General features: G+C 65.0%; 21 protein-coding genes and 1 tRNA gene. 6 read left to right on the top strand and 16 right to left on the bottom strand.

The features are described from left to right. Positions 1-37: 37 nt before the first annotated feature. From QFZ41_RS17475 to QFZ41_RS17455, 5 genes are all read right to left on the bottom strand, one after another. On the bottom strand, positions 38-1,324 hold the full coding sequence (locus QFZ41_RS17475) for an Nramp family divalent metal transporter (protein ID WP_429199903.1): 1,287 nt from the start codon (positions 1,322-1,324) through the stop codon (positions 38-40). Positions 1,325-1,372: 48 nt separating this feature from the next. Beyond that, on the bottom strand, positions 1,373-2,284 hold the full coding sequence (locus QFZ41_RS17470) for a YihY/virulence factor BrkB family protein (RefSeq protein ID WP_429199902.1): 912 nt from the start codon (positions 2,282-2,284) through the stop codon (positions 1,373-1,375). A gap of 15 nt (positions 2,285-2,299) precedes the next feature. Beyond that, positions 2,300-2,461 carry a hypothetical protein gene (locus tag QFZ41_RS17465; RefSeq protein WP_429199901.1) on the bottom strand — a complete coding sequence of 54 codons (162 nt, stop codon included), beginning with the start codon at positions 2,459-2,461 and terminating at the stop codon, positions 2,300-2,302. A 112-nt stretch (positions 2,462-2,573) separates the two neighbouring features. Then, the gene (locus tag QFZ41_RS17460; RefSeq protein ID WP_429199900.1) at positions 2,574-3,059 is read right to left on the bottom strand and encodes a hypothetical protein; all 486 of its coding nucleotides are present in this window, start codon (positions 3,057-3,059) and stop codon (positions 2,574-2,576) included. 92 nt (positions 3,060-3,151) lie between these two features. Beyond that, positions 3,152-3,457, bottom strand: a complete 306-nt coding sequence (locus tag QFZ41_RS17455) for an addiction module antidote protein (protein ID WP_429199899.1) — start codon at positions 3,455-3,457, stop codon at positions 3,152-3,154. A 197-nt stretch (positions 3,458-3,654) separates the two neighbouring features. Between QFZ41_RS17455 and QFZ41_RS17450 the strand changes: the two genes are divergently transcribed. Together QFZ41_RS17450 and QFZ41_RS17445 are read left to right on the top strand one after the other, a co-directional pair. Further along, positions 3,655-5,193, top strand: a complete 1,539-nt coding sequence (locus tag QFZ41_RS17450; RefSeq protein WP_429199898.1) for an FAD-dependent monooxygenase — start codon at positions 3,655-3,657, stop codon at positions 5,191-5,193. After that, positions 5,186-5,806: a TetR/AcrR family transcriptional regulator gene (locus tag QFZ41_RS17445; RefSeq protein WP_429199897.1), complete on the top strand. Its 621-nt coding sequence runs from the start codon at positions 5,186-5,188 to the stop codon at positions 5,804-5,806. Before QFZ41_RS17450 ends, QFZ41_RS17445 begins: the two co-directional genes overlap by 8 nt. A 23-nt stretch (positions 5,807-5,829) precedes the next feature. Here the strand turns inward: QFZ41_RS17445 and QFZ41_RS17440 are convergent, their stop codons facing one another. After that, positions 5,830-6,291 carry a MarR family winged helix-turn-helix transcriptional regulator gene (locus tag QFZ41_RS17440; protein WP_429199896.1) on the bottom strand — a complete coding sequence of 154 codons (462 nt, stop codon included), beginning with the start codon at positions 6,289-6,291 and terminating at the stop codon, positions 5,830-5,832. Between the two features lie 119 nt (positions 6,292-6,410). Here QFZ41_RS17440 and QFZ41_RS17435 point away from each other — a divergent pair, with 119 nt between their 5' ends. Then, complete coding sequence (locus tag QFZ41_RS17435) at positions 6,411-6,800, top strand: nuclear transport factor 2 family protein (protein WP_429199895.1); 390 nt, start codon at positions 6,411-6,413, stop codon at positions 6,798-6,800. 52 nt (positions 6,801-6,852) lie between these two features. On the opposite strand, the gene QFZ41_RS17430 is transcribed toward QFZ41_RS17435, so the two are convergent. Together QFZ41_RS17430 and QFZ41_RS17425 are read right to left on the bottom strand one after the other, a co-directional pair. Further along, the gene (locus QFZ41_RS17430) at positions 6,853-7,281 is read right to left on the bottom strand and encodes a GFA family protein (RefSeq protein WP_429199894.1); all 429 of its coding nucleotides are present in this window, start codon (positions 7,279-7,281) and stop codon (positions 6,853-6,855) included. Positions 7,282-7,521: 240 nt separating this feature from the next. Continuing rightward, a tRNA-Ser gene (locus QFZ41_RS17425) sits at positions 7,522-7,611 on the bottom strand. Between the two features lie 144 nt (positions 7,612-7,755). Between QFZ41_RS17425 and QFZ41_RS17420 the strand changes: the two genes are divergently transcribed. Beyond that, the gene (locus QFZ41_RS17420) at positions 7,756-8,460 is read left to right on the top strand and encodes a PP2C family protein-serine/threonine phosphatase (RefSeq protein ID WP_429199893.1); all 705 of its coding nucleotides are present in this window, start codon (positions 7,756-7,758) and stop codon (positions 8,458-8,460) included. 686 nt (positions 8,461-9,146) lie between these two features. Here QFZ41_RS17420 and QFZ41_RS17415 read toward each other — a convergent pair. Genes QFZ41_RS17415 through gltX form a run of 3 tightly spaced genes read right to left on the bottom strand, consistent with a single transcriptional unit; the run spans position 9,147 to position 11,367 of the window. Then, positions 9,147-9,620 (bottom strand): transcriptional repressor, encoded by a 474-nt coding sequence (locus QFZ41_RS17415; protein ID WP_429199892.1) that lies wholly within the window; start codon positions 9,618-9,620, stop codon positions 9,147-9,149. 40 nt (positions 9,621-9,660) lie between these two features. Beyond that, positions 9,661-9,936 (bottom strand): hypothetical protein, encoded by a 276-nt coding sequence (locus tag QFZ41_RS17410; RefSeq protein ID WP_371023030.1) that lies wholly within the window; start codon positions 9,934-9,936, stop codon positions 9,661-9,663. Between the two features lie 27 nt (positions 9,937-9,963). Next, complete coding sequence (gene gltX, locus QFZ41_RS17405) at positions 9,964-11,367, bottom strand: glutamate--tRNA ligase (RefSeq protein WP_429199891.1); 1,404 nt, start codon at positions 11,365-11,367, stop codon at positions 9,964-9,966. A 150-nt stretch (positions 11,368-11,517) separates the two neighbouring features. Between gltX and QFZ41_RS17400 the strand changes: the two genes are divergently transcribed. Both QFZ41_RS17400 and QFZ41_RS17395 read left to right on the top strand, forming a co-directional pair. Beyond that, on the top strand, positions 11,518-12,678 hold the full coding sequence (locus tag QFZ41_RS17400; RefSeq protein WP_429199890.1) for a glycosyltransferase family 4 protein: 1,161 nt from the start codon (positions 11,518-11,520) through the stop codon (positions 12,676-12,678). Then, positions 12,650-13,192, top strand: coding sequence for a phosphatase PAP2 family protein (locus QFZ41_RS17395; RefSeq protein WP_429199889.1), 543 nt, complete (start codon positions 12,650-12,652; stop codon positions 13,190-13,192). The genes QFZ41_RS17400 and QFZ41_RS17395 overlap by 29 nt, the downstream gene beginning before the upstream one ends. Positions 13,193-13,203: 11 nt before the next feature. On the opposite strand, the gene accD is transcribed toward QFZ41_RS17395, so the two are convergent. From accD to truA, 5 genes are read right to left on the bottom strand one after another with little or no spacing between them, the layout of a single operon-like run. Continuing rightward, on the bottom strand, positions 13,204-14,076 hold the full coding sequence (accD, locus tag QFZ41_RS17390) for an acetyl-CoA carboxylase, carboxyltransferase subunit beta (RefSeq protein ID WP_429199888.1): 873 nt from the start codon (positions 14,074-14,076) through the stop codon (positions 13,204-13,206). A 37-nt stretch (positions 14,077-14,113) separates the two neighbouring features. Beyond that, the gene (gene trpA / locus QFZ41_RS17385) at positions 14,114-14,914 is read right to left on the bottom strand and encodes a tryptophan synthase subunit alpha (protein WP_429199887.1); all 801 of its coding nucleotides are present in this window, start codon (positions 14,912-14,914) and stop codon (positions 14,114-14,116) included. Then, on the bottom strand, positions 14,914-16,125 hold the full coding sequence (trpB, locus tag QFZ41_RS17380; protein ID WP_429199886.1) for a tryptophan synthase subunit beta: 1,212 nt from the start codon (positions 16,123-16,125) through the stop codon (positions 14,914-14,916). Before trpB ends, trpA begins: the two co-directional genes overlap by 1 nt. A 29-nt stretch (positions 16,126-16,154) precedes the next feature. After that, the gene (locus QFZ41_RS17375) at positions 16,155-16,778 is read right to left on the bottom strand and encodes a phosphoribosylanthranilate isomerase (protein WP_429199885.1); all 624 of its coding nucleotides are present in this window, start codon (positions 16,776-16,778) and stop codon (positions 16,155-16,157) included. Further along, a complete protein-coding gene (gene truA, locus QFZ41_RS17370) occupies positions 16,775-17,542 on the bottom strand; it encodes a tRNA pseudouridine(38-40) synthase TruA (protein ID WP_429199884.1) in 768 nt (255 codons plus the stop codon). The genes QFZ41_RS17375 and truA overlap by 4 nt, the downstream gene beginning before the upstream one ends. Between the last annotated feature and the right edge of the window lie 86 nt (positions 17,543-17,628).

The following is a 17,628-nucleotide window of genomic DNA, read 5'->3' as shown; positions in this document are numbered from 1 at the left end:
CCGGTCGGTCAGGCGCGCGAGGTTACCAGCTTTGCGGTCAAAGTGAGACGACGCCGAACGTGTCGAGCAGCAGCACGATGTTGAGACTGAGCACGATGAGCGAGGCCACGATCGCGGCGATGGAGACCGCCGGCCGGTTCGTGAACACGCCCATGATGTGGCGGCGGCTGGTGAACCAGACCAGGGCGATCATCGGGAACGGCAAGGCGATGCTCAAGGCCACCTGGCTCAGGACCAGCGCACGGGTGGCATCCACGCCGGCGATCACCACGGCGAAGCTCGGCAACATCGTGACCGCCCGGCGCAACCAGAGCGGAATGCGGAAGTTGACGAAGCCCTGCATGATCATCTGCCCCGCCATCGTGCCCACCACCGAACTGGAGAAGCCCGAGGCGATCAGCGAGATGAGGAAGATCGTCGCCGCCGCGCCACCGAGCAGCGGCACCAGGGTCTGGTATGCCGTCTCGATCTTGGCGACATCCGGATGGCTTCCGTGGAAGGCACCCGCCGCCATCACCACCATCGCCAGGTTGATCAGGCCGGCGACGGACAACGCCAGGATCACTTCCAGGTTCGACAGGCCGATGATGCGGCGCCGTTCATCCGTGGTCTTCGGGCGCGCGCGCCGCTCGGTCAGGCCGGAATGCAGGAACAGCGCATGCGGCATCACGGTGGCGCCGATGATGCCCACGGCGATCGCCACCGCCGCGCCGTCCGGAAGGCTCGGCACGAAGATCTGCTGGCCAAGCGAGCGCCAGCCGATCGGTGCGATGAACAACTCCGCGAGATAAGCCAGGCCGACGACGCCAACCAGCGCGCCGATGGTCAATTCCAGTCGACGGTAGCCCTTGCCTTCCAGGAGCAACAGCGCGTACGTGACGATCCCGGTGATGCCCATGCCCACCAGCAACGGCAGGTCGAACAGCAGCGCGAGGCCGATCGCGCCACCGAGGAATTCAGCGAGGTCGGTCGCCATGGCGGCAAGCTCGCTCACCACCCACATGACGTAGACCAGGGGCTTCGGCAGGTGCTCGCGGCACAGTTCCGCCAGGCTGTGCCCGGTGACGATGCCGAGGCGCGCCGAAAGGCTCTGGAACAGCATGGCCACGAGGTTGGCCAGCAGCACCACCCAAAGCAGCGCGTAGCCATAGCGGGCGCCGGCCTGGATGTTCGTGGCGAAGTTGCCGGGGTCGATATAGGCGACCGACACGACGACGGCGGGACCGGCGAAAGGCAAAAGCGCGGAGAGCCCACGCCGGTGCCCATCGAGCACCTCGCGCATGGCCGGTTCTTCGGGCCGCTCTGGCGTGGCCTTCTGAAGCATGCTCAGTGCTCCGCGGGGGCGGCGGTTTCGCCGCTTGCGATCACCATACTACAGCCGCGCCGCCGGCTTTTTCGCCGGCGACGAAGGTACTTCGGCCGGTGCCGCTTCGATCTCCACCGCGTGCTCGCTCGGGCGGATCGGCTTGCCGCGCGCGTCGGCCACTCCACGGGTGAGTTCGGCGCCCATCAGCACGATGATCGACGAGTAATAGGTCCAGGTGAGCAACACGATGAAGGCGCCGGCGGGCCCATAGGCGCCGCCGACGTTCGCGTACTGGATGTAGAGCCCGATGGCGTACTTGCCGGCGAGGAACAGCACCGTGGTGAGCACGGCGCCGATCAAGGCCTCGCTCCAGTCGATCACCGCGTCGGGAAGCACCTTGTACATCGCGCCGAATGCCGCGATGAAGACCAGCACGGACACCGCATATTCGATGACCTTCCAGGTCGTGCCGTCGCCGCGGATCAGCGCCTGGATCAAGGCGCTGACGATGAACGAGACGATCATCATGAAGGCCATGCCACCCAGCAGCGCGAAGGCTCGCGCCCGCGCACGAAGCCAGGCCCCCACCGCCTCGCCCGGCTTCGCCTTCACGCGCCACACGCGGTCGAGCGTGGCCTGCAACTGGGCGAACACCGCCGAGGCACCGAACAGCGTCACGCCGATACCGACGATTCCCGCGAGATCGCCCAGCCGTGGATGCGATTTCGCGCTGGCGATGACGTTATTGAGGGCCTCGGCGGCACGTGTCCCCACGACGCTCGCGAGGGCGTCGGACAACTCACCCTGCCATGCGGGATTGAGAATCGAGACGATCCAGACCAACAGGAGCAGTAAAGGCGCGAACGACAGCGCCGCGTAGAACGACAGGGCCGCCGCACGAGTCATCAGTTCGTCGTCGCTGAAACCATCGACGGCGGACATGATCGCGCGCTTCACTCCGCCCAGGGCCTTACCCATGCACACGCTCTCCGGTCAGCGGATGCCTTCGTCGCGCTTGCTCAGTTCATCCATCTTCTTCTCGCCCTCCGCGGCCTTCTTGTCGCGCTTCTTCTGGGCGGGCTTGTCGAGCTTCATGACGTAGTTGTCGTTTCGGTCGGCCGATTGCGGCCGGTGTTTGCGGGAATCGTCGTTCACGGAGTACTCCTGGCGGTGGCGCCGGCCATGTGGGCGGTTTCCGGGTAGCGTCGCGGGAGTGGGTTTGGTGAAGCGTGGTTTTTATGTCGTTGCCGCAATCACATTCCGTGTCCTATGACTTCGATGGACCGGTGTCCTCGGCCCCTCGCCGCGATGCCTCAATGGCACGCTCGACGTCGACGGCATCGCCCTCGACGGGCGACGGCCAAACGCTGTCGTTCTCCCGCGTCACCTCGTCGGTACCGACCGCCACATCTTCAGCACCGGCGGTCTCCATCAACTCCCGTAACACAGTCTCGTTCCATTCGCCGCCTGTGAAGACGGTAACAACGGACTTGCCGAGCGCTTCGGGCGCATCCGGTGTAACCGAACGGTCTGAACCGAGGCCGCGCCCGCCTGAATCCCGTTGCCTGTTCCGTCCAAGGTGGCTGACTTCGGAAAGGACGTTGGACGGCGCGTTCGAACTGGCGGGTGAGTCACCGATGCTCTCATCGGTGGCGACGACGATGCGATCGCGAGGTACGCCGCGGTCGAGCATCTTGTCGACGATGGACGCGGCGGAGAATTGGTTGGGAAAGGTGCCGGTGACGTGATGCATGGTGAGGCCTGTTCGGAAAGGGCATATCGATACACCCGAGCCGGTAAATGCGATGTCACTGAGCTGTTTACAGCGCTGCCGTGACGCAGGCTTTACGCGGCGGCGCGTCGGCGTTTGGCGGGCTTTACGGATAGGCGAAACCCGAGGGCGCAGAAGACCTTGTTCATCGTTTCGAACTTCGGCTGCGCCCCGGGACGAAGTGCTTTATAGAGGCTTTCGCGGCCCAGGCCGGAATCCTTAGCTACCTGGGCCATACCACGGGCCTTCGCTATATATCCCACTGCGCGCAGCATTTCGTCCATGTCGCCATCCTCCAGAACCTGATGGACGTATTCGGCGATTGCCGCGTCACTGTCGAGGATAGTGGACATATCGAACGGTTGAAGCCTGATATTCATTTGGTAGTCCTCCGATGGCGCCGAGACTGCAGGAGTTCCGCCGCCACCTTCTTTGCCTTGTCCTCGCCAAGAACCATTGTATCCACGTGGATACAAAACACAATGTGGATTCAATGGATCCTTCCGATTGCCCTTGACGGCAACTCCCTTCCTGCCAAAATGACCCATAAGTCATTAACGATGGCGGAGGGTGCATCATGCTTGACGTACTCGTAGTCGGCGCAGGCCCCACCGGCCTCGTCCACGCACTCTGGCTGCACGCCCAGGGCGTCAGGGTCCGCATCATCGATCGGACCGGGGAACCGGGAACGACGTCCCGCGCAATGGCCGTGCAATCAAGGACGCTGGAGCTCTACCGCCAACTAGGACTCGCCGACGAGGTGGTGTCGGCTGGCTTCCGCACCCCGGCCATGAACATGTGGGCGCGGGGCAAGCATCGGGTCAGGATTCCCTTGCAGGAAATCGGCACCGGTATCTCGCCGCACCCATACATCCTCGTGTATCCCCAGGACTTCCACGAGAAGACGCTCGTGGCCAAGCTCCAATCCTTCGGTATCGAGGTGGAGCGCAACACGGAACTGTTATCCCTTGAAGACAAGGGTGAGCACGTCGAAGTCCGCCTCCGCCGTGCCGACGGCACGGAAGAAATCACCTCTGCCCGGTATCTGGCGGCCTGTGACGGGGCTAGCTCAACCGTTCGCAAGCAACTCGGCATCGGATTCGAGGGCGGCACCTACCAGCATGTGTTTTATGTGGCGGACGTGGATCTCTCCGGACTCGACAACACGGGTGAGGCACATGTCGCCTTGAATGGCGAGGATTTCGTTGTCGTGTTGTTTTACGACAGCAACGGCAAGGCCCGGCTCATCGGCACGGTTCGTGACGAACGGGCGGATCATCCGGAAAACCTGACCTTCGATGACGTCGGCCACGAGGCCATGGCGAGCGTCGGCATCCATGTGGACAAGGTCAATTGGTTTTCCCACTACCGGGTGCATCACCGTGTCGCCGACCGCTTCCGCCAGGGCCGCGTGTTCTTGATGGGGGACGCGGGACATGTCCACAGCCCGGTCGGCGGGCAAGGCATGAACACGGGCATCCTCGATGCCATCAACCTCGCCTGGAAGCTGGCGGCTGTCATTCACGGGCAGGCGCCCGATGCCTTGCTCGATACCTATGCCACCGAGCGTCAGACGTTCGCCCACGAGCTCGTGAAGACCACCGACCGGGCCTTCAGCTTGATCACCGCCGACGGCGAATTCGCCAACCTGATGCGGAGCTACGGCGTGCCATTGATCGCCGGTGCGGCGTTCAAGATCGGCAGTACGCGAGAGATGCTCTTCAGGATGGTGTCGCAGACCGGCTTGGCATACAAAGACAGCGCCTTGAGCGAGGGCCGAGCCGGTGACGTCGAAGGGGGCGAGCGGCTTCCCTGGGTGAACGTCGACGGGCAAGACAATTTCGAGCCCCTGCCCGTCATGGGTTGGCAGGTGCATGTCTACGGTACGGCAACCCCTGAAGTGAGAGCCTGGTGCGTGCAGAACGGCGTGACGCTACGGCAGTTCGCATGGGCCGACGAGCATGGCAAAGCGGGCCTGAAGCAAAACGCCGTCTATCTGCTTCGCCCCGATACATGGGTAGCGCTGGCCGATCCCGACGGTTCGGCCGATACGCTGGACGCCTACTTCACATCGCGCTCTTACGTGGTCAGCAAGGAAGGCGGCATCCGTGAATGAAAGAGAACCGAAGTGGACCCGGCGCAAGGACGCCCGTCCTCAGGAAATCATCGAGGCCGCCATCGATGAATTCGTCGCCAAGGGCTATGCCCATACCAAACTGACCGACGTGGCGAGGCGGGCCGGCGTGGTCAAGGGAACGATCTACCGGTATTTCGAAACCAAGGCGGACCTTTTCCGTGCCGTGGCGCGGCATCTTGCCTCCGAAAACCTCATGGCCATCCAGAACACACCTGGTGCTGCCGATGTCGACGCCCTGACCCTTCTCCCCCTGCTGTTGGGGCACGTGGCCGGGAAGATGAGTGACGCCAGATTGCCGGGCATCGTGCGGATGGTCTTGCTCGAGGGTCGGATGTTTCCGGACCTTGCCAGCGTATGGCACGACGAGGTCATCGCCCGGGTGGCTGGCGTTCTGACAGGAGCCATCGAACGTGGTCAGAAAGCGGGAAGCATTCGCGCAGGCGATCCGGCCTTGATGCTGTTTTCCGTGATGGGGCCGATGCTGATGGGGGTTCTTTTTCGGGAGACGTTTCCGGACAGCCCGTTTGCACCGGATCTGCGTGCGCTTGGTGTACAGCATGCGGATGTGCTTGCAGCTGGTCTGCGTGTGTGACTGCAGGGTGGTTCGATTGAAACCTATGAGTTGTCTGGTGACGTCGCCGCGCTGGCGATCTGATCGAGGTTCGCGATCAGCCGGGTAAGCAAGTTCACAAGTTGACTTGCTTCGTCTTCCGTGAAGCCATTCAACGCATCACGATTCCCTTTGAAGAGGATTTCGATGGCGTCAGGCATGCGGTTCTGCGCGGCTTTCGTGAGGATGATGCAGCTGCTTCGGCCGTCGTCCGGATGGGGCGTTCGACGAATCCATCCATCACGCTCCATGCGAGCGAGCATTTGCGCCATCGGTGGTTGTTCGACCTTGGCGAAACGGGCCAACTCCCGTTGCGTGCTTGCCTTTCCATCACGCAAGGCGATCAGCACCGGCAATTGGCCGACGCCGAACCCCAGGGGCTTGAGACGTGCTTCGCTCAGGCGGGCGAATCCTCGTGCCGCCAGGCTGATGAGGTGCCCTGGCGTTGAAAGCACGTCATTTTTCATTCCACTCACCTTCTGCCCAGGTTGACGATCATCTATATATGTACGTATATATATCGAGGGACGAGTTGGCAAGTACAGCTCATCCGTTCACTGACGGTCGCCCACCTTGAGGACTTTGCATGCCGGAAAACCACGCGAAACTTATCGAGCGTCTGTATGACCGCTTCAACGCGAGGGACATCGACGGCGTGCTCGTAGCGCTTGCCGATGATGTTGCCTGGGCCAACGGCATGGACGGTGGCCATGTTCACGGGCATGAGGCCTTAAGAGACTATTGGACGCGACAATGGTCGGTCGTCAGCCCACACGTTGAGCCGGTGGCGTTTCATGAAACAGACGATGGTGTCGTCTCGGTCGAGGTGGTCCAGACCGTGTTCGATCTCGATGGGCAGCCGCTGGAGGGGCAGAACCATGGGTTGAAGGACAAGACGGTGATGCATTTGTTTCGGGTGGAGGGTGGGAAGGTTGTGCGCTTTGATATCGGGGACACTCCGGCCGGCCAGGATTGAGCTTATTTGCACGGCAGTACATACGCCGAATTGGATCTCATCCGTTGAGGAGTCAGTCGACCGGGATGTAGCGGAGATGGCCGATGGGGGTGCCGGTGCTTCGGCCGCTGTCGGCGGGATGGTTCACGCCATCGAGAACAGGGACATCGTCGAAGTCGAATGGACTGATGCCTTCGAGGCAGGCCACGTTGACACCGTATTGTGCGTTGTTGGAACGGCGCTGATGGAAGGTATAAATGCCGCACTTCGAACAAAAGTAGTGTTTCGCGGTACCGGAGTTGAACTGGTAGACGCTGAGTGCATCTTCGCCTTGCTCGATGACGATGCCATCGAGTTCGGCCGACACTGCAACGGCACCACGCATACGGCAGTACGAACAGTTGCAGCGTCGCGCGGTTCGGAGCCCGTCGGTGAGTTTGACCGAAAAGCGGACGGTGCCGCAGTGACAGGCGGCTTTGGATTCTGTGATATCAGCGAACATGCCATGACCTTCGCACTGAATGGTTGCCGGGAGGATAGTTCCCTGCGTGGCGCCACGGGTAGTGCGGAAGTCCGGTGGGGGCCGACCCTGTCGGCGATAGGTGCTTGCCTCGACCTGGCCCGCTGCCGCGGGATCGCCGACAAGGTCGGCTCCCACCAGAGCATTCCTTGGTGCCCTGATCGCTGGACTTCCGTGAAGAACCAACAAAAAAGCCCGCTTTAGGCGGGCTTTTCTGCGAACTGGCGGAGAGGGTGGGATTCGAACCCACGGTACGCTTACACGTACGCCTGATTTCGAGTCAGGTACATTCGACCACTCTGCCACCTCTCCGTGAACGGTCGACGGCAGGGGTTGAGCCCTGCCGGGCCCGCAATGATAGTGGGTCTGTTCTGCCGTGACAACAGGCTTTTGATGGGGCATCCTGCCCGGGCAACGGGCGTATTGGCGCCCTTCCCTTCGCTCTTCAAGGTCTCCATGATCGAGTTCGGACACGGCACGCATACGGGGCTCCGCCGTACGCGCAACGAGGACACCTATTACGCCGACGCGGGCCTGGGCTTGTTCCTGGTCGTGGACGGCATGGGCGGGCATCAGCATGGCGAGGTGGCTTCGGCGACCGCCCGCGATGGCGTCGTGGCCCAGGTCGCCGCCGGGCAATCGCTGGTCGACGCGATCCAGCGGGTGAACGAGGCGCTTATCGCCCGTTCGAGCGGCATGGCCGATTCCCGCCCCATGGGCACGACCATCGCCGCCGTGCGTATCGTCGGCCGGTCCTACGAGGCCGCCTGGGTGGGCGACAGCCGAATCTACCGCTGGGACGGGGCCTTAGCACGTCTTTCTCACGATCATTCGATCGTGGAAGCGCTGGTCGAGGCGGGCGAACTGACCGAAGCTCAGGCCCGGACGCATCCCCAGCGCAGCGTGCTAACCCAGGCGCTCGGCATTACCTCGCCCGAGCAACTGCACATCGGTCTGGCGCGTGGGGAGCTTTCAACGGGAGCGCGGCTATTGCTGTGTACCGATGGCCTGACCGATGAAGTCGAGGACAAGCGCATCGGCGAGATCGTTTCACGGACCGACATCGCCGCGCAGGAATGCGTAGATCACCTGATCCTGGAAGCGCTGGGTGGCAGTGCGCGCGACAACATCACGGCAATTCTATTGCGGGCTACAGGTTAAGGGGCGGACGGTGCCAGAGCTGGCTCCGCAGGAATGCTCCACACGCCCGACGACGGTCGTGAAGCGAGTCCGCTGCCCCTGAAAGGCTCAATTTCCCTTAGCTGCCCCTTGGAACCTATCCCTATAGACGGACGTGACGTCGGCGATCGTTGGGACGAGTACGTCGCAACCTGCATCCTTACACGCGGCAAGCAGCAACCTGCCCGTTGAATATGCCCACTCGAAGTCACTGCCGTTGTATGGCGTCACGAGAATGCGAAGCGTGCAGCCACCGTCACTACGAAGGCTCACTTTCATCTCGTCCCATGTTTGAGCTCGCCATGTGACGTTTGCGCTGTATCCGAGCGCCTGCACCCTATCGGCGTAGCCGCGTCTGCATCCTTCCGGCTCAACAATGGTCATCACGAACTCTGGATGCCGAATATCTCGGAGTCTCCAGACATTATTGTTCACTTCATCACGCCCCTCCCTTTGGGTAAGCGTGATTTCGACCGCCGCACCTTCCTGTATGCACCAGGCCTTTTGCTGGATAACACACTTGCGTGGAGGTTCGGGGGGAGCCTGTAAAGGCGTGGGTGATGGATTCGAGACGAGCAGCGCGAGTGCAATGGGTGAAACCATGAATACCGACGCCTTGGACCTAATCGAATATAAGTCGCAGTGACACTACCAGCGCGAGCGCGATCTCACCGGCAGTTCTTGCAGATCCCATGCACTTCCAGCGTCTGCGCCTGCGCGCGGAAGCCAAAAGCCTTCGCCTGCGCTTCGATCAGTTCGGCGACACGCTCATCGCACACTTCCTGCGCGCACTGGCATTTGTCGCAGATCAGGAATGGCACCTGATGCGCTTCGGCCGGATGGTGGCAGGAGACGTAGGCGTTGATCGATTCCAGCTTGTGGATGAAGCCGTTCTCGAGCAGGAAGTCGAGGGCACGGTACACCGTGGGCGGTGCCGCGTTGCCGTGTTTCTCGCGCAGGCGGTCGAGCAGGTCGTAGGCCTTCACGGGCTTGCCGGCGCCGGCGACCAGTTCGAGCACCTCGCGACGCAGCGGTGTCAGCCGCAGGCCACGTTCCGTGGAGGCATGCTCCACGGCCGCGACGAAGCTGCGAGCGTCGTCGTGGTGGTCGTGCGCATGTCGGTGGGCGGCGTGGTTCGTCACAGGCATATCCTCATGGCCGTCATCGTAACATGAGGGCAGGTCAGCGTTTTTTCGACCCCGGCAGTGGCGGCGGCGTGCGCCGCGGCAGGAACGGCACCACCCAGCCGAACGGCCCCAGGATCAGCGCGGCGACCACGCCCGCCATGGTGCGGCCACGCCACCAGCCCAGCAGGCCGCCGACCACCACGAAAACGACCTGCCAGAGGATCAACTGGCCCCAGGGAACCAGGGCCATGAGGTTCATGAATATCTGCAGGAAGGCGCCCGGATCGTCCGGGTCGACTCCTTGCATGGCGCGGGCGAGCAGTTCGTTCACCGCTCACCCCCGCTCGTTTGCCGGGATTCAGGCCGCGGCACGCGCCAGCGCATCGTCGATACGCGAGAGCGCACCCTCGCGACCGGCGAGATAGATGGTGTACTCGATCGACGGCGATACCTGGGTGCCCGTCATCGCCACGCGCAGCGGCGCGGCGACCTTGCCCATGCCCAGTTCCAGCGAGGCGGCGATGCGTTCGACCGCGCCGTGCACGGCTTCCGGCGACCATTCCGGCAACGCCGACAGTTCCTTCTTCGCGGCGTCGAGGGCGGCCGGCGCGGTGTCGGTGCGCAGGTGCTTCTCCACGGCCTTGTCGTCCCATTCGACGATCGGGCCGTACCAGATCTTCGCGCGCTCGGCCATTTCCTTGAACGTCTGCACGCGGTCGCGCAGCGCTACGACCACGTCGGCGGGATTCGGGCCTTGCGTGGCATCGACGCCGATCTTCGCCAGGTGCCACGCGAGCTCAGGCCCGAGCGATGCCGGATCGTCGTTCTTCAGATAATGCTGGTTGAGCCAGGAAAGCTTGGTCACGTCGAAACGCGACGCGGCCTTGTTGACGTCGGCGATGTCGAACAGCGCCGTCATCTCCTCCACCGAGAAGATCTCCTGGTCGCCGTGCGACCAGCCCAGCCGCACGAGGTAGTTGAGCAGCGCGTGCGGCAGGAAACCATCGTCGCGGTATTGCATCACGCTGACCGCGCCATGGCGCTTGGACAGCTTCTGGCCGTCCGGTCCGAGGATCATCGGCAGGTGCGCGAACTCCGGCACGGGCGCGCCCAGCGCCTTGTAGATGTTGATCTGCCGCGGCGTGTTGTTGACATGGTCGTCGCCACGGATCACTTCGGTGATGCCCATGTCGATGTCGTCGACGACCACCGCGAAGTTATAGGTGGGAAAACCGTCCGAACGGAAGATCACCAGGTCGTCCAGTTCCTCGTTCGACCACTCGATGCGGCCCTTCACCTTGTCGTCGAAAACGACGCTGCCCGAAGCCGGGTTCTTGAAACGGATGACGCGGTTGGGATCGTCGCGCAACGGCTCGTTGCGATCGCGGTAGTAGCCGTTGTAACGCGGCTTGACGCCGGCGGCCATCGCCGCGTTGCGCATCTCCTCGATCTCTTCCTTCGACTCGTAGGCGTAGTACGCCTTGCCCTCGCGCAGCAGCTGGTCGGCCACCTCGCGGTAACGGTCCATGCGCAGGGTCTGGTAGTACGGACCCTCGTCATGGGTCAGGCCGAGCCAGGACATGCCGTCGAGGATCGCCTGCACGGCTTCCTGCGTGGAGCGCTCGCGATCGGTGTCCTCGATGCGCAGCACGAATTCGCCGCCGCGACGACGGGCTTCCAGCCAGCAGTACAACGCGGTGCGCGCGCCGCCGATATGCAGGTAGCCGGTGGGACTGGGAGCGAAACGGGTACGGACGGTCATCGTGGGGGTCATCGGGCGGACAAGCGAGCGATTTTAACCGATACGGCCCGTTTCCACGCCGGTCGCTGTCATCTGCCGGTCATGCCGCCATAACCCGCGCGACACGGCGGAGGGCCAGCATGAGCCAACCAGGCCAGCAGGGGCACCGCCATGCGCGTCGGCATCGTCACCGAGACCTATGCACCGGATGTCAACGGTGTCGCCCTGACCGTCCAGTCGCTCGCCCGCGGTCTCGTCCGCCGCGGCCACTCCGTCGACCTCGTCCGACCGATCCACCCGGCGACCCCACCGCTGGCCGATGCGGGAATGGACGTGCTGGCCGTGGAAGGCGCCGCCGTGCCCCGCTACGCGGGCCTGCGGTTTGGCCTGCCCGCCCGTTTTCGCATCGAGCGCCGCTGGCGCTCCGACCGGCCGGATGCCATCTATGTGGCCACGGAAGGCCCCCTGGGCTGGAGCGCGGTGAGCGCCGCCCGCCGCCTCGGTATCCCTGTCGCCACCGGCTTCCATACCCGCTTCGACTTCTACGTGGGCCACTACGGCTTCGGCGCGCTGACGCCACTGGTACGCCATTACCTGGCCCGCTTCCACCGCCGCGCGCAGACCACCCTGGTGCCGACCGGCCAGCTCGCCGGCGAACTGAACGACCTCGGCGTGCACGACGTGCGCGTGCTGCGGCGCGCCGTCGACACGCAGCGCTTCCATCCCGAGCGCCGCGACGAAAGCCTGCGTGCCTCGTGGGGCGCATCGCCCGACGCCCCGGTGCTGCTCAGCGTGGGCCGCATCGCGCCCGAGAAAAACCTGCATGTGGTGATCGACGCCTATCGCGCCCTCGTCCGCCGGGTGCCCGGGGCTCGTTGCGTGGTCGTCGGCGACGGCCCGGGTCGCGCCGCGCTCGAAGCCGCCCATCCCGACATCGTCTTCGCCGGCACGCGCCGTGGCGACGACCTGGCCGCCTTCTACGCCAGCGCCGATCTCTTCGTCTTCCCGAGCCTGACCGAGACGTTCGGCAACGTGGTACTCGAAGCGATGGCCTCGGGTGTCCCTGTGGTCGCCTACGCGGAAGCCGCCGCGCGCGAGTTCATCCGCAATGGCCAGAACGGCATTCGCGTCGCGCCGGGCAACGAAGGTGGGCTGGTAGAACGCGCCGCCGCGCTGGGCGCCGATGCGACGGTGCGCGCCGCCATGGGTGCCGCCGCACGCCATTCGGTGGCCGGCCTTTCGCCGGAATCGGTCGTGACGGAATTCGAGTCGACCATGCAATCCCTCGCCGAGGAGCACGTCCATGAACGCAGCACCGCCGTCGCCGCGTAGGGCGAACCTGGACCGCCGCATGTGCGTCGCCGCCAATCGCTGGGGTGCGCGCCGGGCGATCGGCATCTTCTTCGGCGCCATCAGCCGCCTGGGCGATGGCGTGTTCTGGTATGCGCTGATGAGCGTCATCGTCCTCGTGGGCGGCTGGCACGGCGTGGCCGTGGCGGTGCAGATGGCGATCACCGGCCTCACGGCGCTGATGCTCTATCGCGTACTGAAGCGCTGGACGCGACGTCCGCGCCCCTTCCGCACCTGCCCGGGCGTGATCGCTCACGTGCCGCCGCTGGACGAGTTCAGTTTCCCCTCGGGGCACACGCTGCAAGCGGTGGCGTTCACCGTCGTGGCGGTGGCGCATTACCCGGTGCTGGCGCCGTTCCTGATCGGTTTCGCGGCCCTGGTCGGCGCATCGCGCGTCGTGCTCGGCCTGCACTATCCCAGCGACGTGCTCGCAGCCACCGCCATCGGCGGTGGACTGGGCACGTTGTCGCTGTGGGCGGAACGCGTGCTGGTCTGATCTTCGCAGGATCAGGCGGCGGCGCGCGGCGCCTTCTGCAGGATGCCGAGGATCGAGCCGAGCTTGTCGCGCATCTCGCGACGGTCGACGATCACATCCACCGCGCCGTGGTCGACGAGGAATTCCGAACGCTGGAAGCCTTCTGGCAAGGTCTCGCGCACGGTCTGCTCGATGACGCGCGGACCGGCGAAGCCGATCAGCGCCTTCGGCTCGGCCACGTTGAGGTCGCCCAGCATACCCAGGCTCGCCGACACGCCACCGGTGGTGGGATGCGTGAGCACCGAGATATACGGAACACCCGCGTCGCGCATGCGAGCGAGGGCGGCCGAGGTCTTCGCCATCTGCATCAGCGAGAACAGGCCTTCCTGCATGCGCGCACCACCCGTGGCGGAGAAGCACACGAGGCCGCTCTTCTCGGCGAGGGCCTTCTCGGCGGCGCGCGCGAACTTCTCGCCCACCACCGAACCCATCGAGCCGCCCATGAAGGAGAACTCGAACGCCACCGCGACGAGCGGACGCTCCAGCAGGCGGCCGGACATCGCGATCAGCGCGTCCTTCTCGCCGGTGTTCTTCTGCGCGGCGGCGACGCGGTCCTTGTACTTCTTCTGGTCCTTGAACTTCAGCGCGTCGACCGCTTCCATCTTCGGCCACAGTTCGGTGGTGCTGCCTTCGTCGAACAAGGCGGCAAGACGCGCACGCGCGGAGATCGCGTGGTGGTGGCCGCACTTCGGGCAGACCATCAGCGACTTCTCGAGCTCCGGCTTGTAGAGCACGGTGCCGCAACCGGCGCACTTCTCCCACACACCCTCGGGCACCTTGCCCTTGCCGCCGGCCGCGCTGGGTGCGCGGGTCTTCGGCGTCATGATTTTCTGCAGCCAGTTCATCGTGTTTCTCCGAGTATCTGTACTACCGCACCGACCGTCAGCGCGCGTCGAGCGCGGCGCGGATCGGCGCGAGGAAGTCCCGTGCCCTGCCGGCGGCATCGTCGGCCGAGGTCGCACCGGCGAGGCGGTCGACCAGGGCGCTGCCGATGACCACGGCGTCGGCGAATTCGCCGATCGCCTTCGCGCTCGCGGCGTCGCGGACACCGAAGCCCACGGCCACCGGAGCCTTCGCCCGTGCGCGGATACCGGCGACGCGTTCGGCGATCTCACCGGTGCTCAGCTGGGCCGCGCCGGTGATGCCGGCGAACGACACATAGTACAGGAAGCCCGAAGCGGCCTCGCAAAGGCGCGCCAGACGGGCCTCGGCCGTGGTCGGCGAGGCGAGCAGGATCTGGTCGAGGCCGGCCTTGCGCAGGGGCTCGAGGACATGCGATTCCTCCAGCGGGCAATCGACCATCAGGACACCATCCACGCCCGCTTCGACGGCATCTTCGGCGAACGCCGCGTATCCATACATTTCCACGGGATTGAGGTAACCCATCAGGACGATCGGGGTCTCGTTATCGGTCTCGCGGAAGGCTGCGACCCAGGCCAGCACATTGCCGAGGCCGACGCCCTTGGCCAGGGCGCGCTCGCTGGCGTGCTGGATCACCGGGCCGTCCGCCATCGGGTCAGAGAACGGCACGCCCAGCTCGATGACGTCGGCACCCGCGGCGACCAGGCCGTGCATCAACGGCACCACGGCGTCGGGCGACGGGTCGCCGGCGGTGATGAACGGAACGAGGCCGGTGCGGCCCGCGGACTTCAGCGCCGCGAAACGGCGTTCGATGCGGCTCATCAGAGTTCGATTCCTTCGCGCGCGGCAATGGTGTGCACGTCCTTGTCGCCGCGGCCGGAAAGGTTGGCGAGGACCAGGCCGTCCTTCGGCAGCTCGCGGGCCAGCTTGATCGCCTGGGCGATCGCATGGCTCGATTCCAGCGCGGCGAGGATGCCCTCGGTGCGTGCCAGCAGGTGGAAGGCTTCCAGCGCTTCGTCGTCGGTCACGCCGACGTATTCCGCACGGCCGGCGTCCTTGAGGAAGGCATGCTCGGGACCCACGCCCGGGTAATCCAGTCCGGCGGAGACCGAATGCGTCTCGATGATCTGGCCGTTCGCGTCGGACAACACATACGTGCGATTGCCGTGCAGCACGCCCGGCTTGCCCGCCGCGAGCGAGGCGGCATGGCGGCCCGTCCCGATGCCCTCGCCCGCCGCCTCGGCGCCGACGATGCGCACCTGGCGGTCGTTGAGGAAGGCGTGGAACAGGCCGATGGCGTTCGAACCACCACCCACGCAGGCGGTGATCACGTCCGGCAGGCGGCCGAACTGTTCGAGCGTCTGCTCGCGCGCTTCGCGGCCGACGATGGCGTTGAAATCGCGCACCATCTGCGGATACGGATGCGGGCCGGCGACGGTGCCGATGATGTAGAAGGTGTCGGCGACGTTGGTGACCCAGTCGCGCATCGCTTCATTCAGGGCGTCTTTCAGGGTCTTCGAGCCGGAGGTCACCGGGACTACCTCAGCGCCGAGCAGGCGCATGCGGTAGACGTTGATCTTCTGCCGCTCGATGTCGACGGCACCCATGTACACGACGCACTTCAGGCCCATGCGCGCGGCGACTGTGGCGCTGGCCACGCCATGCTGGCCGGCGCCGGTCTCGGCGATGATGCGCGTCTTCCCCATGTGCCGCGCGACCAGCGCCTGGCCCACGGTGTTGTTGATCTTGTGCGCGCCGGTGTGGTTCAGGTCCTCGCGCTTGAGCACGATACGCGCGCCCCCGACATGCTTCGACAGGCGCTCGGCGTGGTACACCGGGCTAGGGCGGCCCACGTAATACTTGAGGTCGCGGTCGAGTTCGGCGATGAAGGCCGGATCCTTGCGCAGTTTCTCGTACGCCGCGGTGAGTTCCGCGAGCGGCTCCATGAGGGTCTCGGCCACGTAGATGCCGCCGTACTCGCCGAAGCGCCCATGCGCATCGGGATAGGCGTGGAAATCCGCGATATCGGTCATTGCCTTCTCGTTACCTGCTGGAGGCCGTGTCACGCGGTGGGGACGGCGCGCACGGCGGAAATGAAGCGTTCCATCTTAGCCCGATCCTTGATCCCGGGCGACGATTCGATGCCGCTGGACACGTCCACCGCCCAGGGCCGGGCGATGCGGATCGCCTCGCCGACATTCCCGGCCGTGAGTCCACCGGCGAGCAGCAGCGGTTGCGCAAGATCCTTCGGCATCAGCGACCAGTCGAACCGCTGGCCGCTGCCGCCCTGCTCGCCCAGGCCATGGCCGTCCAGGAGCAGGCCGGTGGCGCCCGGGTAATCACGCAGGCGCGCCAAAGCCGGGGCACCTTCGCCCATCGCGATGGCTTTCAGGTAGCGCACGCCGTAGGCGGCGCACTCGGCATCCGTTTCCGCACCGTGGAACTGCAGCATGTCCGGACGCAGCACCCGCAGCACTTCCTCCACATAGGCCCGATCGTCATCCATCACCAGCGCCACCGTCGTCACGAAGGGCGGTACGGCATCGCGCAGGCGCGCGGCGGACGCGGGGTCGACGAAACGCTTGCTCTTGCGCGTCATGATGAAGCCGACGGCGTCGGCGCCCAGTCGCGCGGCGAGTTGCACATCGTCGATGCGGGTCAGGCCGCAGCATTTGATCCGGGTCATAGCGTCACTTCCTGTGGCAGGCCCCAATGGGCTTCGTAGAGCGGGCCGATGAAGGTCAGGCCTTCAGCGGGCGCCGTGGCACCGGCGACTTCGCGATCGCGACCGGCGAGCAGCTCGGCCATCCAGCCGACGGGCTGCTCGCCACGGCCGATGGGCAGCAAGGAGCCGACGATGTTGCGCACCATGTGATGAAGGAAGGCGTTGGCCTCGATCTCGACCACCACGTGGATGTCTTCGCGGAATACGCGGATGGAGCGCACGTTGCGCCGCGCGTGCGCGGCCTGGCAGGAGATGGCGCGGAACGCGGAGAAGTCGTGTTCACCCACGATCGCCTGGGCGGCCTCGTGCATCGCTTCCGCATCGAGCGCCCTGCGCTCCCAAGCCACGAAGCGGGCGTCCAGCGCGGGACGGACGAAGCGCGGCAGGATGCGGTAACGATACCGGCGGCCACGCGCCGAGAAGCGCGCGTGGAAATCCTCGGCCACCGGCTGCGCCCAGGTCACCGCCACGCTGTGCGGCAGGTTCGAGCAGGCGCCCAGGACCCAGCCCCGCATGTCGCGCACCACCTCGGTGTCGAAGTGGACCACCTGGCAGCGGCCGTGCACGCCGGCGTCAGTGCGTCCGGCGGCGGTCACTTCGACGGGCTCGTGGGCGACCCGGCTCAGCGCTTCCTCCAGCGACCCCTGCACGGTCTTCGCATGGCTGAGCCGTTGCCAGCCGCGGAAGTCGGTGCCGTCGTATTCGACGCCTAAGGCGATGCGCATGGAGTTGTTCGAGGGGCGGTGGAAACGGGAAAGGTTACCACTGCGGAGGTGGCAGGAGCCTGGTGGGGACCTGGTGGGAGCCGACC

Source organism: Luteibacter sp. W1I16 (genome assembly GCF_050434905.1).
In the GTDB taxonomy this organism is placed as follows: domain Bacteria; phylum Pseudomonadota; class Gammaproteobacteria; order Xanthomonadales; family Rhodanobacteraceae; genus Luteibacter.
The sequence above is the reverse complement of the archived record's forward strand: the minus strand, read 5'-3'. Positions and strand labels throughout refer to the sequence as shown.